Consider the following 14,858-nt stretch of genomic DNA (forward strand, 5'->3'; position numbering starts at 1 on the left):
CAGGTGCTCCCGATGATGAGGCAGACTTTATAACGGCCGGCTGAGTGTTTCAAAAACATCTCCTGCCGGAGCAAGCCCGTGGATATGTGTGCGGTGCCACAGGGCATAGAACAGTAACGTCCATGCGGCGGGGCCGGTTTTGCGGCCTGCTGCTGCCTGAAAGAGTGCCCGTACCCGCTCGGGTCTGGCAATTTCCTGAATGCAGTCCTGTTGTGCGACAAGCTGCCCCAGCCGCGCTCCATCCTGCGCAATCCATGTGCCGATGGGCACGGTAAAGCCCTGTTTGGGGGCAAAGGGACGGGCTGCGGGGCAGTGCTGTTCCAGCCAGCGGCGGAGCAGCCATTTGCCTTTATCGTCCCGCACACGGAGGGTGTCGGGCAGACGCCAGGCCAGATCTGCCACAACCGGGTCTAGCAGGGGTGTGCGGCCTTCCAGCCCGTGGGCCATCAGGCACCGGTCCAGCTTGAGCAGGAGGTCATTGGGCAACCATTCCGCAATATCGACGGATTGCACGGCGGACAGGCGGGTGGGTGCGTTTGCCGCGCACATCTCAGCGGCCATAAGGCCATCGCGCCAGTGTGCGGGCCGGTGGCGGAGCGTGTCCAGACGGTCAAACATGCCCTGCCGCCACATGCGGCGTCCGCCCTTCCACCATGGCCGCACGGCGGAGCGATACCGGCCGTAGCCCGCAAACAGTTCATCCCCGCCTTCACCGGACAGGATCACGCGGACATCCCTGGCCGCTTCACGCGCCAGAAACCATGTGGGGATAATGGCGTAATCGGCCGCAGGATCATCCATGCATGCGGCTATGGCGGGCAGGTGCTGCCAGACCATGGCGGCGGTAATGCGCACGGTCTGATGTTCAGTCTGTGCTGCGCGGGCAAGGGCTGTGGCGGCGTCGGCCTCATCCGCTGCGTTGCGGGCGTCAAAAACGGCTGTCCATGTGCGTAATTTTTCAGGGCGGGGCAGGCGGCTCATGGCTGTCAGCAGGCTTGCGCTGTCAATCCCGCCGGACAGGAACAGGCCGAAAGGCACATCCGCGCGTTCATGCGCCTGCACGCTGTTCATCAGTGCGTCGTCCAGACGGGCCAGTGCAGCCTCTTCCGTCAGGATGTGGCAGGTGTCCGGCTGGGACGGGAGGGGGGACAGCCGCTGGCGGTCCAGAATACGGCCCTGCACGATGCGGAGCGTCTCACCGGGCAGGACGCGGGAGATACCTTTGAAAATCGTCTCCCGCCCGGTGGTGAACTGAAGTTGCAGCAGTTCATCCCGCGCGGAGGAGGACTCCGTGCGGGGCGCAAGCCCTGCGGCCAGCAGGACGGCGGGTTCGGACGCAAACGCAACGCCGCCGTCAAATTCCGTGAAATAGAGCGGCTTTATGCCAAACGGATCCCGGCAGAGCAGAAGCTCATCCTGTGCGCTATCATACAACGCAATGGCATACATGCCGCGCAGATGGCGGGGGAAGTCCGCGCCATGCCGTTCCCAGAGCCGCAGGGGGGATTCACAGTCGCTGCCGGTTTTGAAGTGGTCGGGGCCGATTTCAGCGCGGATCTCCGGATCATTATAGATCTCGCCATTGGCAATCAGGGTACCCGACCCTGCGGAAAGAGGCTGATCCCCGCCTGCAATATCAATAATCGAGAGGCGCGTGTGGATTAGGTCCGCGTGCGGAAAGCGGGCAAAATGCGCGCCATCCGGGCCACGATGTTGCAGGGCGGCGGCCATGCGGTCCAGCACGTCCTGCCCGCAGGGGGGCGTACCGCGTGTGTAAACCAGACCACCAATGCCACACATCAGGGCGCCTCCACTGTGGACAGGAAGTCCGACCATGCCCGGAGCACAGGGCCTGTGGCAAACGTCTGATCATAGTCCGCGCGGCCTGCGGCGGCGAGCTTGCTCGCTCTCACCGGGTCTTCCAGCACAGCGGCAAGTTGCTGTGCGAGGGCGCGGTCATCCTCCACCGGGGCCAGAAGGCCGTTTTCTCCAGAGCGGATCAGTTCCGTCGGACCTTGCGAGGCTGCGGCCACCACGGGCTTCCGGGCTGAAAACCCTTCAATCACCACATTGCCCAGCGGTTCATGCCGGGAGGGGCAGACAAGGGCCGAGCAGGCGCGAATCAGGCCGCCGGGCTGCGTGGCCCAGCCGGGCATCAGCACGCGGTCGGCCACGCCTTCCTTGCGGGCAAGGTCTTCCAGTGCGGCGCGTTCCGGGCCTTCCCCGGCAATAACCAGCCAGACGCCGGGGAGGTGCGCCATGGCGCGGATCAGCACATCAAACGCCTTGTTGGTGTGCAGGCGCCCCAGAGCGAGAAGAAAAGGCGCGCCGGGGGGCAGACCTTCCGGGCGGACGGGGGGCGTGCTGGCCAGTTCCGTGGCAAAATTGGGCAGATAATGCACCCGATCCTGCGGCCAGCCCTGCTCGCGCATCCAGCGCACCAGACCGTGGGTGTTGCCAATCAGGTGTGAGCAGCGGCGATAATAGGACAGATCATAAAACCCGCCGAGCCGACCGGCCAGAATCCAGTCTCCCTGTGGGGTGAAGCGCGCCGCCCGGTTCATCCAGGCAACCGTCACGCGCGGGGCAAACTGTTTGAGGCGCGCGCGGATTTGCGGGCGCGTCCGCCAGTCTGTCAGGCCGCCAAAATTCAGTTCACAGGCGGGGGCGCCACCAGCCTGCATACGGGCTGCACGGGCTGCGTCCTTGCGGATGATGGGCAGGACGGAAAGGCCGGATGCAGCCTGCGCCATACAGAGCCGTTCAAAAAACAGTTCAGCCCCGCCGGTGGGCGCTCCGGCCATAACATGCGCAACGCGGAGGGGGGAGGAAGGGAAGTGTCCGGTCATGCGTATGTTTCCGCCAGCAGGGTGGAGGCCGCCTGTGTGACAGCCGCAACGGAAAGTCCGGCAATGGGGGCTTCTCCCTCCGGTCCGGGGGCGGCAATCCATGTGGCGCAGCGGCCTGATGGAGCATATTCCGAGGCGCGGGAGGGGCCAAAAAGCCCCAGAGTCGGCGTTCCCGCCGCTGCCGCCAGATGCATGAGGCCGGAATCGTTCCCGATAAACAGGCGGCACCGGGCCAGCATGGCGGCAACCTGCGTCAGGGAGAACTGGCCACCGGCATCAATCGCGTTCGGCAGGGCTTGCAGAACAGGCAGCGCAAGGGCGCGTTCCTGCTCACCGGGGCCGTAGAAAATGGCCGGGCGGGCCGCCGGGTTCTGGCGGGACAGGTCCGCCCACAGCGGCAGATAGCGCTCTGTGGGCCAGATTTTGCCGGTCCAGTTGGCCGTGGGGCCAAGCGCAATAACCGGGCCGCCCCCGGCAGGAATGATCTGACTGGCGAGGGTTTTATCTGCCTCGGAAAGCCAGACTGTTGGCATCGGCGGAGGGGAGAGGTGAAAAAGCTGCGCAAGATGGCTCAGCCGGAGGCCGGGGCGGCGGCCCCCGCGCATGATCATCCGTTTGCGCGTGCGCAGGAAAAACGTGGTGGCGGAGCCGCGCAGGTCAAGCGCGAGATCCCATTTCTGGCCAATGCAGGCTTTCCACAAATCCAGCCAGTGCCGGTCATGCGGGCGCTTGGTCATGATGAGCACGCGTTCGAGTCCGGGCAGGTTCTGAAATAACCCAGCGGCCACGGGCCCGCAGGCAATGGTAAAACGCGCATTGGGGTAGATCTGGATAAGGTGAGCCAGAAGGCCGGTCGAGAGCACGGCATCGCCAAGGCGTGTGGCCGTGATGAAGAGAATGCGCATTGGAAAGAGTCTATACGGGCCTCTCCCCGTTTTTCCAAGTGCGCGGCACGGAAGGAAATTTTATGCCGTATTCTGGCCCACAACAGGGTGCAGAAGGCGGGGGATGGACATTTGCACGGCCTGTGTCATGTGAACGCGCAGGTATGCCAGCAGCCGCCCGAAGGTTCGGGCCGGAGATGGCGTGCAGAACAGGGAAATTGAGAATGAGGAAAGGTTTTTTTCTGGTTTTGGGTGGCCTGCTGGCCGGGGCTGGTCTGGCAGACTCCGGCACGGCCCGGGCCGCAACCGGAGCATGGGGTGCGCCTGCCTGCGGGGCGGAGCCTGCAGCACCGTCTGTCGATGTGTCATCCGTTGAGCATTACAACGCCAGCGTGGACAAGGTGACAGCGTATGAAAAAGCTGCCCGGGCCTATAACACCTGTGTAGCCCGCACGGCGAACAAGGAAGAAACCGCCATCAGCAATGAGGCGCGGGAAAAAATTGCCCATATTCATGAAGGCAGTTCCGCAGTGCAGAAGCGGATTGCCGGCAATTTTGTGCATCTGACAGCCTCATTGAAAGCCGCAAGCGCAAAATTCGGTGGCAGCGCTCACTGAAAGCTGGCCTTCTGCCACGTATGTTAAGGGGTGTCTTTCTCGCAGGTGGCTTGTATGATGGGTGTGCATAGGGCAGAAGTGCCGATTACGCACGCATCATAGTCAGAACGGGAACCAGCCAGACGTGGCAGAAGATGTTTTCAAGGAAGTTGACGACGAATTGAAGGCTGAACGCCTGCGTCAGACTGCTCGCCGTTATGCTGGTCTCGGGATCGGGGTGATCGCCGCCGTGGTGGTCGGGGCCGGAGCGTGGTCATGGCATGTATCCAGCCAGAAATCGGCCTCTCTTGCCGCCACCGGCTCCTATCTGACAGCCCTGCGTGAGACGGATCATCTTCCGCCCGCTCTCTCCACACAGACGCCGCTGACGGAAACGGCCCAGACTGGCCTTTCTGCCTTGCAGAAGCTGGTGGCGACCGCCCCCAAAGGTGTGGCAACGCTGGCCCGCCTGCAGGAAGGCGCGGTGCAGGCCGCGCATGGGGATGTCAAAGCGGCTCTGGCAGCATGGGATGCCGTGCAGACGGACCAGAGTGCGGACCCTGTCCTGCGGGATCTGGCCACGCTGTTATGGTGCCAGAAACAGCTTGATGCGGGGGACCCGGCTACACTGCGCTCACGCCTGTCTCTGCTGACTGGCAGCGGCAAGCCGTGGAATGGTCTGGCGACAGAAGCTCTGGCGACGCTGGATGTCCGTGAAGGGCATCTGGATGACGCCCGTAAGAAATTTGCCGTGCTGGCCGCGGCGCAGGACGTTCCTTCGGGCGTGCGGAACAGGGCTCAGGCGCTGTCCCAGGCTCTTGATCCGTCGGCAGGGTGAGGCATCATGAGTAATAAAACAGACGCTGGCAAAACAGACTCCGGCAAAACACGTTCCGGCTTTTTTGGCCGTCCGTCCGTCGCACGCAGAAAGCTTCTGGCCGGGGCCGCCATGATGCCCGTTCTGGCGGGTTGCAGCCTGTTTGATGAAGATGAAAAGCCCATTCTGGCGGGCCACCGCACCAATGTGCTGTCCTCCGGCGCGGGGCTGACGGTCGATAAGGAAGACCATACCCCCATTACCCTGCCGGAAGCGGTTTCGGTTTCAGACTGGCCGCTGGTTGGCCGCGTGACCTCGCATGTTGGCAGCAACTATCGCTGGGGTGGGCTGCATCCGCGCTGGACGAAGGATATCGGGGCGGGCATTTCCGAACCGGACCTGCTGGCATGGGCCGCTCTGGGCGACTTTGGCCGCGGGCTGATCCAGTCTCCCCCCGTGGTGCATGACGGGCGTCTGTTCATCATGGATGCCCGGTGTGTGGTGCGGGCATTTAGCTGGCCGCATATGTCACATTTGTGGACCATCAACCCCAAACCCAAGAAGCTCCAGTCCAGCAACGTGGGCGGCGGCATCGGCGTGGATGGGGATACGGTCTATATCATCGACGGTATTTCTCAGGCGCTGGCCGTCAACGCGGCGACTGGCAAGATCAAATGGCGCTCCGATTTCGGGACGCCGGGCCGCTCCGCCCCGACTATCGCGGATGGCCGCGTGTTTTTTGCCACCATTGACGAGCGCCTGTTTGCGCTGGATGCCGCAACCGGCAGCCAGCTCTGGTCCTACACGGCGACGGCCGCGGAAACCACGGTGTTCGGTCAGCCTGCTCCGGCGGTGGTGAATGGTGTGGTCATCGCCGGGTTTGGCGGGGGAGACCTTGTGGCTTTCCGCGCGGAAAGTGGTGAGGTTGTCTGGAGTGACATGCTCGGCAACGTCGGCAGTCAGGCCAGTACGCTGAATCTGGCCTGTGTGCGAGGCCTGCCGGTTGTGGTGGACAGCACGGTTTATGCCGTCAGTTTGGCGCAGGTCATGGCTGCTGTGGATATCCGGACAGGCCGCCGCCTGTGGGAGCGTGCAGTCGGGAGCCAGAACAGCCTGCTGTGCGTGGGGGACTGGCTTTATGTCCTGTCTCAGGATGATCAGCTTGCCTGTATCGACCGTCTTTCCGGGCATGTGCGCTGGATTACGCAGCTCCGCCGGTTTGAGCGCGTCGATGTCAGCAAAAATATTGTGACATGGATTGGCCCGGTTATGGCCGGTGGCCAGCTTGTGTGCGTCAGCACCATGCCGGGCAACGGCGTTGTGCGCGTCAACCCGACGACGGGTGCTATTATTTCCGTGGATTCCACGGATCAGGTTTCTTTTGTTCCCCCTATTGTTGTTGACGAGCAGATGCTGATTGTCACCAACGACGGAAAGCTTCGTTCTTATGGCTGATCGCCGGCGGCCCATGCGGCCTGTTGCGCCTGTACCTTCTGCTGATCTCCCGCTGGTGGCTATTGTTGGCCGCCCGAATGTTGGCAAATCGACTCTGTTTAACCGCCTTGTTGGCCGCCGTCAGGCGCTGGTGGCCGATACCCCCGGTGTCACGCGGGACCGTAAGGAAGGTCTGGCTGTCCTGCGGGGGCGCACCATCCGTCTGGTCGATACGGCAGGACTGGAAGAGGCAGCTCCCAACACGCTGTTCGGGCGTATGCGGGCATCGTCCGAAAGTGCCGTGCGGGATGCCGTACTCGTGCTGTTCTGCATTGATGCGCGTGCAGGGATTACCCCGGCGGACGAGCATTTTGCCGCATGGGTGCGCAAGCAGGGGCGGCCGGTTATGCTGGTGGCTAACAAGGCGGAAGGGCGCGGTGGCGCGGCCTCTGCCATGGAAGCCTATTCTCTGGGGCTGGGGGAACCGGTTGCCGTTTCTGCCGAGCACGGGGAAGGTCTGTCTGACCTGATGGGCGAGATTGTTGACCATCTGCCGCCGGAACCGGAACCAGAGGACGTATTTGAGGAAGAAGATGCATTCGAGCCAGATGCAGAGGCACTGGACCCAGATGCGGAAATTGTTCTCCCCGCCCGTCCGCCCGGCCCGATCCGGATTGCGATTGTTGGCCGCCCGAACGCCGGGAAATCCACGCTTCTGAACTCCCTGCTGGGAGAAGAGCGGATGATTACCGGACCGGAACCCGGTCTGACGCGCGATTCCGTCGCGGTAACGCTGCATGATGAAGGCGATGTCTTTGAGGTGGTGGACACCGCCGGTCTGCGCCGTAAGGCCCGGATTGACGAAGCGCTGGAAAAAATGTCGGTATCCGCCTCCATTGAGGCGCTGAAAATGGCGGAAGTGGCGGTGCTGGTGCTGGATGCCACGCTGGGTGTGCATGAGCAGGATTTGCAGATTGCCCGCCTGATTGAGCGTGAAGGCCGGGCCTGTGTGCTGGCTCTGAACAAATGGGATGCGGTGGAAGACCGTAATGCCACGCGTCAGGCTATTCTGGACCGCCTGAGCATTTCCCTTGCCCAGATGCGGGGTGTGCCGGTGGTGACGTTCTCCGCGCTGACGGGGGCTTCCGTGCATCGGCTGCTGCCTGCCGTGCGGGAAGCGTGTGAAGTATGGAATGCTCGTGTGCCCACCGGTGCGCTGAACCGTTGGTTTGAGGAAGCTCTGGAACGCCATGCGCCGCCGCTGGTGGATGGCCGCCGCCTGAAGCTGCGTTATATGACGCAGGTGAAAGCCCGCCCGCCGACATTCGTGATTTTTGGCACCCGCGCCGAGCAGACGCCGGAAGATTATAAACGGTATCTGGTGAACGGCCTGCGTGAGACCTTTAATCTGCCGGGCGTGCCGATCCGCCTGCAAACGCGCGGCACGAAAAACCCGTATTCCAAATAAATTCGTCTTCGGGACCCTGAATGACAGACCGGCCTATCAGGCCGTCCGGGTTTCAGGGTTTGCGGCAGAACGTTTTGAAAAGGGCTCTCTGGAAACAGAGAGCCCTTTTTCTGTTGGGGGTTAGTGAATCACCCAGGACAGCGGCAGGCAGATCAGCAGGCCGAGGACGGCAATGAGCGTTTCAATCATCGTCCAGCTCCGCAGGGTCTGGGAGAGGTTCATCCCCAGATATTCCTTCATCTGCCAGAAGCCTGCATCATTCATCAGGCTTAGCCCTACGGAGCCAGCCCCTGTCACCAGCACCAGCAGTTCCGGTGAGACAGAATGGGACGCAGCCAGAATGGGGCCGACAATACCGGAGGCTGTTGTGGTGGCGACCGTCGCGGAACCCGTGGCGATACGGACCAGCAGGGCAAGCATCCATGCCAGAACCAGCAACGGCACATGCGCGCCCAGCGCCAGATTTGTAATGGCGTGGGACAGCCCGCTGTCTATCAGTTCCCGCCCGAAGCCCCCGCCTGCGCCAATCAGCAGCATGATGGTGGCTGTCGGGGCCAGACACTCATTGCTGAAGCGCAGGACAGTCTCACGGGAGAGGCCACTGAGGCTCCCCATCAGCCAGAAGGACATCAGCGTCGCGACAAGCAGGGCAATATCCGTGTTCCCCAGAAAATGCAGAATACGGTAGGGCAGGGCTGTTGCGGGCCAGACCAGTTCAGCCAGCGCGCCAGCCAGCATCAGCACAACCGGGCTGAGCAACGTCGCGCAGGAAAGCGCAAAGGACGGCAGTTTGTCGTGCTCAAACTGGCCGGTAAACTGCTCCTCCAGCGCCGTGGGGGCCAGCGTGCCGATGCGCGGTGCGATGTACCAGGTGTAAACCGGCCCCGCGAGCGCTGCGATGGGCGTGCCAATTACAATCCCCCAGAACAGCGTGCGGGCCGTGTTGGCATGATACGCTGTAATCGCCAGTAACGTGGCTGGGTGCGGGGGCACCATGGCATGCGTGACGGATAAGGCCGCCGCCATAGGAAAGGCCAGAACGGGCAGAGGCAACGTGTTGCGGCGGGAGAGAATGAAAGCCAGCGGAATAAGCAGTACGAACCCGACTTCAAAAAAAACTGGCAGCCCGACCAGCAGGCCAATCACCATCATGGCCCATGACAGATGTTTTTTCCCGGCCATGCGGGAAATGGTCAGGGCGATCTGGTCCGCGCCGCCGGTTTCCGCCAGAATTTTCCCCAGCATGGTGCCCAGTGCCACAACACCCGCCACATGCCCCAGAACGTGGCCCATGCCGTTTTCAAAAGAGCTGATAGCCTGCTCCGTTGGCATGCCCGTTGCCAGAGCCAGCCCGACGGAGACGATAAAGAGCGTCACAAAGGGGTTGAGGCGCGCCACGCCGATCAGGAGCATGAGCAGGATGATGGCGGCGGCTGTCAGGCCTGAGGCGAGTAAGGGCGTCATGACCCGAGGATGGAGCGGGACGGGGCGTGAATGTCAACCATTCGTGCAGGCAGGGGGCTGTCGTCTTTTCCAGTGGGGGAGCAGCCAGAAAACGCAGGGCCAGTCAGGAGCTGGAGATTTCTTGTTATTTCATAAATGAATAAATCCACTCTCTCCGCACGCGCACAATTCCGTGTGCTGGCTCCTGTGGCCTGTTGTCTGGTGGTATGCCGCAGAAAGACCAGTAAGCCTGACTGGCCTTCCCCTTTCCGGTTCAGGGTGGCACAGAAGCCCTCCGGCGCAGGACGTGAGACGTCAGAAAAGGAATGATCAGGCTGATGAATGAACATGCGCAGAACGCAGGGAACACGGTAGAGCCGGCAGCCACGGCAGGCCTGTATGGCCGCGCGCGGATGTGGGCCATGCTGGCGGTCTCGCTTTCCGTGCTGATGGCCTTGCTGGATTACGCCATTGCCAACGTGGCCCTGCCCGATATTGCGCGGGACCTGCATGCGTCGTCCTCTGCGTCCATCTGGGTGGTAAATGCGTATCAGCTAGCCAGTCTGGTCTCTTTGCTGCCGCTGGCGGCACTGGGGAGTATGGTCGGGTTTGCGCGCATGTGCCGCTTTGGCATCGTGCTGTTCATGGGCGCTTCTGTTCTGTGCGCGCTGGCGACGACACTCCCAGCACTCGCTGCGGCCCGCGTATTACAGGGCATTGGCGGGGCGTGCATCCTTAGCGTGAATATTGCCCTTGTGCGTTACATCTATCCGCATGCGGAAATTGGCAAAGGCATTGCCCTGAACGGCGTTGTGGTGGCCATAGGCGTGGCACTGGGGCCAACGGCGGCGGCGGCTATTCTGACAGTGGCTTCATGGCCCTGGCTGTTCTGGGTGAATCTGCCGCTGGGCGCTGTGGCGCTGGTCATGGCATTTTCCGCATTGCCTGCCGTGCCGCCAAGTGGCGCGCGCCCGGATATTGCGGGCAGCCTGCTCTGTATGCTGGCGTTTGGGGCGCTGGTTATGGGCGGAGACGGGCTGGCGCATCAGTCCGGCATTATCCTGTCTTTTGGGTTGATTATGGTGGGGCTGCTGTCCGGCCTGCTGCTTATCCGGCGGGAGAGCGGGCTTCCGCAGCCTATTCTGCCAGTTGATATGCTGGCCAGACCGGACTTTGCCATCGCGTTTGTCACCGGGCTTTGCGGCTTTGTGGCCTCCAATTTTTACATTATCTCCATGCCATTTACGCTGCATGATGTGCTGGGCATGAGTGCTGCGGAAACAGGTCTGCTGATCACGCCATGGCCGATCGGGATTATGTGCGCGGCCCCTCTGGTGCGGCGTCTGGCCGATACGGTATCCGCCGGGGTGCTGTCTTCCATTGGGTTGCTGATGACGGCAACCGGATTTTTTCTGCTGTGGAGCATGCCCGCGCACCCGACTGCTCCTGATATTATCTGGCGGACCTGGCTGGCTGGGTGTGGGTTTGGCCTGTTCCAGCCGCCGAACAACCGCGCCATGATGGTCTCGGCGTCACATGCGCGGGCCGGGGGCGCAAGCGGCATGGTGCAGGTGGCGCGTCAGGCTGGGCAAACCCTTGGAGCCATGGGGGTCGCGGCTTTTTTTGCATTATTTGCAGAGGGTGCTGCGCTCAACTGCCTGCTGACTGCGGGCTGCGTCGCGGTGTTTGCCGCGTTGCTGAGTTCCAGCCGGTTACTGGCGGGACGCCGGGCTGACAAGCCAGCCTGACAGAGCGGGTATTAAAAAATCAGACTTCAAAAAAGGCTGGCGCGCAGCAAGCGGCCAGCCCGGAGAATGCGCGATCAGATCTCGCTTTCACCAAAGATGCGGGTCACATCGCCGCTCCATGCGCCGTAATAGCGTTCCAGCCAGCGTTCCGCCTGCGTGGGGCCACCGGCGGCCATGGCGGTCAGCGGGGCCAGATAAGCCCATTCTTCCCGCTCGTTTTCATCCACAAAGCCACGGGCCTGAAGGCCATCCATGGCAATGCCGATAACCTGTGCGGCTAGATCCCGCACGGTGCCTTCACCCCACGGGGTATTCAGCGCCTGAGACGGCACCAGCGCCCGCAGCTTGGCGTAATCTTCCCACGGGCGCTCACACACCAGTTCATAAGCGGCTTCCAGTGCGGCATCATCATACAGCAGGCCAACCCACAGGGCGGACTGGGCCAGCATCATTTCGGCGGAGCCCGCATCGGCGCCGCGCATTTCCAGAAACTGCTTGAGGCGCACATCGGGGAAGGCGGTGGAGATGTGGTTTTCAAAGTCAGCCAGAGTAGGGGTGACATCCTCCAGCCCGTCCTGACGGTCCCCGTTCATCCATGCGCGGAAGGAGCGGCCGGAAACATCGCGCATCTTGCCGTCACGGATAATGAAATACATGGGCACGTCCAGCACCCATTCCGCATAGCGTTCAAACCCGAAGTCTTTTTCAAACACGCAGGCGGGCATCCCGGCACGGGCGTTGTCCGTGTCTGTCCAGATGCGGGCGCGGTTGGAGAGGAAGTTGTTGGGCTTGCCCTCAAAGAACGGTGAATTGGCGAACAGAGCCGTGGCAACGGGTTGCAGGGCCAGAGAGACCTGCATCTTGCGCACCATGTCCTGCTCAGACCCGAAATCCAGATTGACCTGCACGGTACAGGTCCGCTGCATCATATCCAGACCCAGCGCGCCCACTTTTGGCATGTAATTGCGCATAATGGCGTAGCGGGATTTGGGCATCCACGGCTGGTCGGCCCGTGTGGCGGTCGGGTGGAAGCCAAGCGGGCTGAAGCCTAGTCCCAGTTTGCGCGCCAGCGGGCGCACGGACTCATAATGCGCGGCCAGTTCTTCCGCGGTTTCATGCAGTGTGCTCAGGGGGGCGCCGGAGAGTTCAAACTGTCCTGCCGGTTCCAGAGAAATGCCAGCGCCCTTCTGCTCTTCAATGCCTTTCAGGCCAATAATCTTGCCTTCATCCAGAATGGGCTGCCAGTCATCCGGTTCCACTTCCTGAAGGCCGTCCAGCAGCGCCTCTATGCCTGCCGGGCTGTAAGGAGGTGTTGCGTAAGCCGTGCGGCCGGCCTGCGGACTGGTGCCGTTTGCCGCAGCCTCCGGGCGGACCCAGCCGAATTTTTCATGCTCCGTGCCAATGCGCCATGAATCGCGGGGCTTGCATCCTTTGGCAAAAACCTCGGCCAGCTGAAAAACTGAACGAACGGGTGTGTCGTCGTGGGCATCGGCGTGAGACATTAGAAATCACTGTTCCTTGAAAAACAGCCCGGCAGCAGGAGGCGGGCCAGAACGAAGGTAAGGGTATTCTGACTAATCCTGCGCGGAGCGCAAGCCGTCGCCCATAAGCGCCAGTCCTGCGGCCACCGCCGTATCAGCCCGCAAAACCAGCGGCCCCAGAGAAATGGGGGTGATAGCCGGACGCGCAAGGAGGGCGCGGCATTCCGTATCGGAAAAACCGCCTTCCGGGCCAATTAGCAGGCCATCGCCCGCGCGGGCATCGCGCAGGGTGGCGTGGAGCGTAACGCCACGGTCCTCCGCACGCTCCATCGCGGTAAACAGACGGGCCTCCTCCGGCCATGCGCCCAGAAGGCTGGCAAGGGGGCAGGGCTCGGCAATGGTCGGGATATCCAGCCGCTCGCACTGCTCGGCGGCTTCCGTGGCGATGGCTTCCAGCCGTTCCGGGTTGGTGCGGTGGGTGTTGGTGCGTTCTGTCATGACGGGCAGGAAGCGCGTCACCCCCAGTTCCGTCCCCATACGCAGGACCATATCGGTCGCATCGCGCTTGAGGAGTGCGAAGGCCAGAACAAGCTCCGGCCGGGGAGAGGGTGGGCGCAGGGGCTCCGTCAGGCTCAGGCTGCCGCGATCCTTGCGAATCTCGCCCAGAGTGGCCAGCCATTCCCCCATTTCCGCATTAAATACCCGCACAGGGTCTCCGGCCTTTTTCCGCATGACGGTGCCCAGATAGCGGGCCTGCGCCGGGCTGAGCAGGCAGGATGCGCCTGCGCGCGCGGCACCTTCGGCAGCGTCCAGCGGGATGAAAAGGCGGGGGAGATGCTCGGGCGAACTCATGGCATTCAGCAATCAGGCAGGGTGCAGAGGAAGGGGAGGCACGGTCCGGGTGGATCGGTCTCGGAATGATCGCCTGATGTTTAGGCGGTAATCCACGTCCGCGCAAAGAGGTTCATGCCAGAGCGCAATTTATGGCATACCCCCGGCACCTGTTGTGTTTGCTTAAAGGACTGCCTGTATCGTGTCAGCGTCTTCCGGTCATACCGATATCCGGGTAACGGGCTGGATTGCCCGCCTGCCTCCGGCCCTGCGTCCTTATGCCCTGCTGGCGCGGCTAGACCGGCCTATTGGCACATGGCTGCTTTTCCTGCCCGGTGTCTGGGGGATTCTGCTGCCGCAGGGTGTGCCGGTTGCGGAGCGGGTAAGGCTGATCGTGCTGTTTGGCATCGGCAGTCTTGTCATGCGGGCCGCAGGCTGCGTGGTGAATGATATGTGGGACCGGGATATTGACCGGCAGGTAGCCCGCACCGCAGGCCGTCCGCTGGCGTCCGGCGCGTTGCGGATGCGGCATGCGGTGCTGTTTCTGGCTCTTCTGCTGGCGATTGGCCTCGCGATCCTGCTTCAGTTGAACGGGTTGTCCCAGATTCTGGGGGCGTCTTCTCTGGTGCTGGTGGCGTTGTACCCTCTGGCCAAGCGGTTCACATGGTGGCCGCAGCTTGTCATGGGCTTTACCTTCGGGTTTGGCGCGCCGCTGGGCTATGCTGCGGCGGCAGACCATCTCTCCCTTGCGCAGCTTGCCTTATATGTTGCGACTATCGTCTGGCAGCTTGGGTTTGATACCATCTACGGCTTTCAGGATATGGAAGATGATGCCCGGATTGGCGTAAAATCCACCTCGCGCCTGATGGTTGGGCGGGCAAAGGGCTTTATCGGCACCTGTTACGCCCTGATGGTAATTTTGCTGGCTGTGGCCGCAGGCCTTGCGGGCACTGGCAGGCTGTTCTGGCCGGTTCTGCTGCTGCCGCTGGTCCTGCTGTGGCGGCAGGTTGCGGGGCTGAACCCGCAGAATCCGGCGCTGTGTCTGGCGCAGTTCCGTGCCAACCGGGAAATTGGTCTGGCGGTGGCTCTGGCCTTTCTGGCGGGGCTTGTTGCTGTGTGAGCGGCTGATGCCGGTCCGGACTGGGCCGGTACTAGTCTGTCGGAAAAGTAATGAAAGGGGCGGGATCAGGTTATGATCCCGCTCTTTTTGGTTTTTAAAATAATTCATTCAGAATACTGATTTGAAAATGAGAAATATTCTCATTATGTAAGAATAAATTGAGATTTATCCTGAAAATCCTTATAAA

The 14,858-nt window shown here is 62.0% G+C and carries 12 protein-coding genes; 6 read left to right on the plus strand and 6 right to left on the minus strand.

The genetic code is table 11. The annotated features are described in order from the left end of the window. Nucleotides 1–27: 27 nt before the first annotated feature. From asnB to JK199_RS08630, 3 genes are read right to left on the minus strand one after another with little or no spacing between them, the layout of a single operon-like run. On the minus strand, nucleotides 28–1,800 hold the full coding sequence (asnB, locus tag JK199_RS08620; protein ID WP_212375408.1) for an asparagine synthase (glutamine-hydrolyzing): 1,773 nt from the start codon (nucleotides 1,798–1,800) through the stop codon (nucleotides 28–30). Then, nucleotides 1,800–2,849 carry a glycosyltransferase gene (locus tag JK199_RS08625; RefSeq protein ID WP_212375264.1) on the minus strand — a complete coding sequence of 350 codons (1,050 nt, stop codon included), beginning with the start codon at nucleotides 2,847–2,849 and terminating at the stop codon, nucleotides 1,800–1,802. Before JK199_RS08625 ends, asnB begins: the two co-directional genes overlap by 1 nt. Beyond that, a complete protein-coding gene (locus tag JK199_RS08630; RefSeq protein ID WP_212375266.1) occupies nucleotides 2,846–3,754 on the minus strand; it encodes a glycosyltransferase family 9 protein in 909 nt (302 codons plus the stop codon). Before JK199_RS08630 ends, JK199_RS08625 begins: the two co-directional genes overlap by 4 nt. Nucleotides 3,755–3,957: 203 nt before the next feature. On the opposite strand from JK199_RS08630, the gene JK199_RS08635 reads away from it, so the two are divergent. From JK199_RS08635 to der, 4 genes are all read left to right on the plus strand, one after another. Then, on the plus strand, nucleotides 3,958–4,350 hold the full coding sequence (locus JK199_RS08635; RefSeq protein WP_086656072.1) for a hypothetical protein: 393 nt from the start codon (nucleotides 3,958–3,960) through the stop codon (nucleotides 4,348–4,350). Between the two features lie 124 nt (nucleotides 4,351–4,474). After that, a complete protein-coding gene (locus JK199_RS08640) occupies nucleotides 4,475–5,167 on the plus strand; it encodes a tetratricopeptide repeat protein (protein ID WP_212354492.1) in 693 nt (230 codons plus the stop codon). 111 nt (nucleotides 5,168–5,278) lie between these two features. Further along, complete coding sequence (locus JK199_RS08645; RefSeq protein ID WP_212375411.1) at nucleotides 5,279–6,601, plus strand: PQQ-binding-like beta-propeller repeat protein; 1,323 nt, start codon at nucleotides 5,279–5,281, stop codon at nucleotides 6,599–6,601. A 13-nt stretch (nucleotides 6,602–6,614) separates the two neighbouring features. Then, nucleotides 6,615–8,048: a ribosome biogenesis GTPase Der gene (gene der / locus JK199_RS08650; RefSeq protein ID WP_025825836.1), complete on the plus strand. Its 1,434-nt coding sequence runs from the start codon at nucleotides 6,615–6,617 to the stop codon at nucleotides 8,046–8,048. A gap of 120 nt (nucleotides 8,049–8,168) precedes the next feature. Here der and JK199_RS08655 read toward each other — a convergent pair whose 3' ends face one another. Next, nucleotides 8,169–9,512: a GntT/GntP/DsdX family permease gene (locus tag JK199_RS08655; protein ID WP_212375268.1), complete on the minus strand. Its 1,344-nt coding sequence runs from the start codon at nucleotides 9,510–9,512 to the stop codon at nucleotides 8,169–8,171. Nucleotides 9,513–9,829: 317 nt separating this feature from the next. Here JK199_RS08655 and JK199_RS08660 point away from each other — a divergent pair, with 317 nt between their 5' ends. Next, a complete protein-coding gene (locus tag JK199_RS08660) occupies nucleotides 9,830–11,239 on the plus strand; it encodes an MFS transporter (protein ID WP_212375270.1) in 1,410 nt (469 codons plus the stop codon). A gap of 74 nt (nucleotides 11,240–11,313) precedes the next feature. Here JK199_RS08660 and JK199_RS08665 read toward each other — a convergent pair whose 3' ends face one another. Beyond that, nucleotides 11,314–12,741, minus strand: a complete 1,428-nt coding sequence (locus JK199_RS08665; protein ID WP_212375272.1) for a glutamate--cysteine ligase — start codon at nucleotides 12,739–12,741, stop codon at nucleotides 11,314–11,316. 72 nt (nucleotides 12,742–12,813) lie between these two features. Beyond that, entirely contained in the window at nucleotides 12,814–13,572 is a 759-nt protein-coding gene (locus JK199_RS08670; RefSeq protein WP_212375274.1) for a 16S rRNA (uracil(1498)-N(3))-methyltransferase, read from the minus strand. A gap of 181 nt (nucleotides 13,573–13,753) precedes the next feature. On the opposite strand from JK199_RS08670, the gene ubiA reads away from it, so the two are divergent. Further along, nucleotides 13,754–14,671: a 4-hydroxybenzoate octaprenyltransferase gene (ubiA, locus tag JK199_RS08675; protein WP_212375276.1), complete on the plus strand. Its 918-nt coding sequence runs from the start codon at nucleotides 13,754–13,756 to the stop codon at nucleotides 14,669–14,671. Nucleotides 14,672–14,858 lie beyond the last annotated feature (187 nt).

The organism is Acetobacter persici (assembly GCF_018256955.1).
GTDB lineage: Bacteria > Pseudomonadota > Alphaproteobacteria > Acetobacterales > Acetobacteraceae > Acetobacter > Acetobacter persici.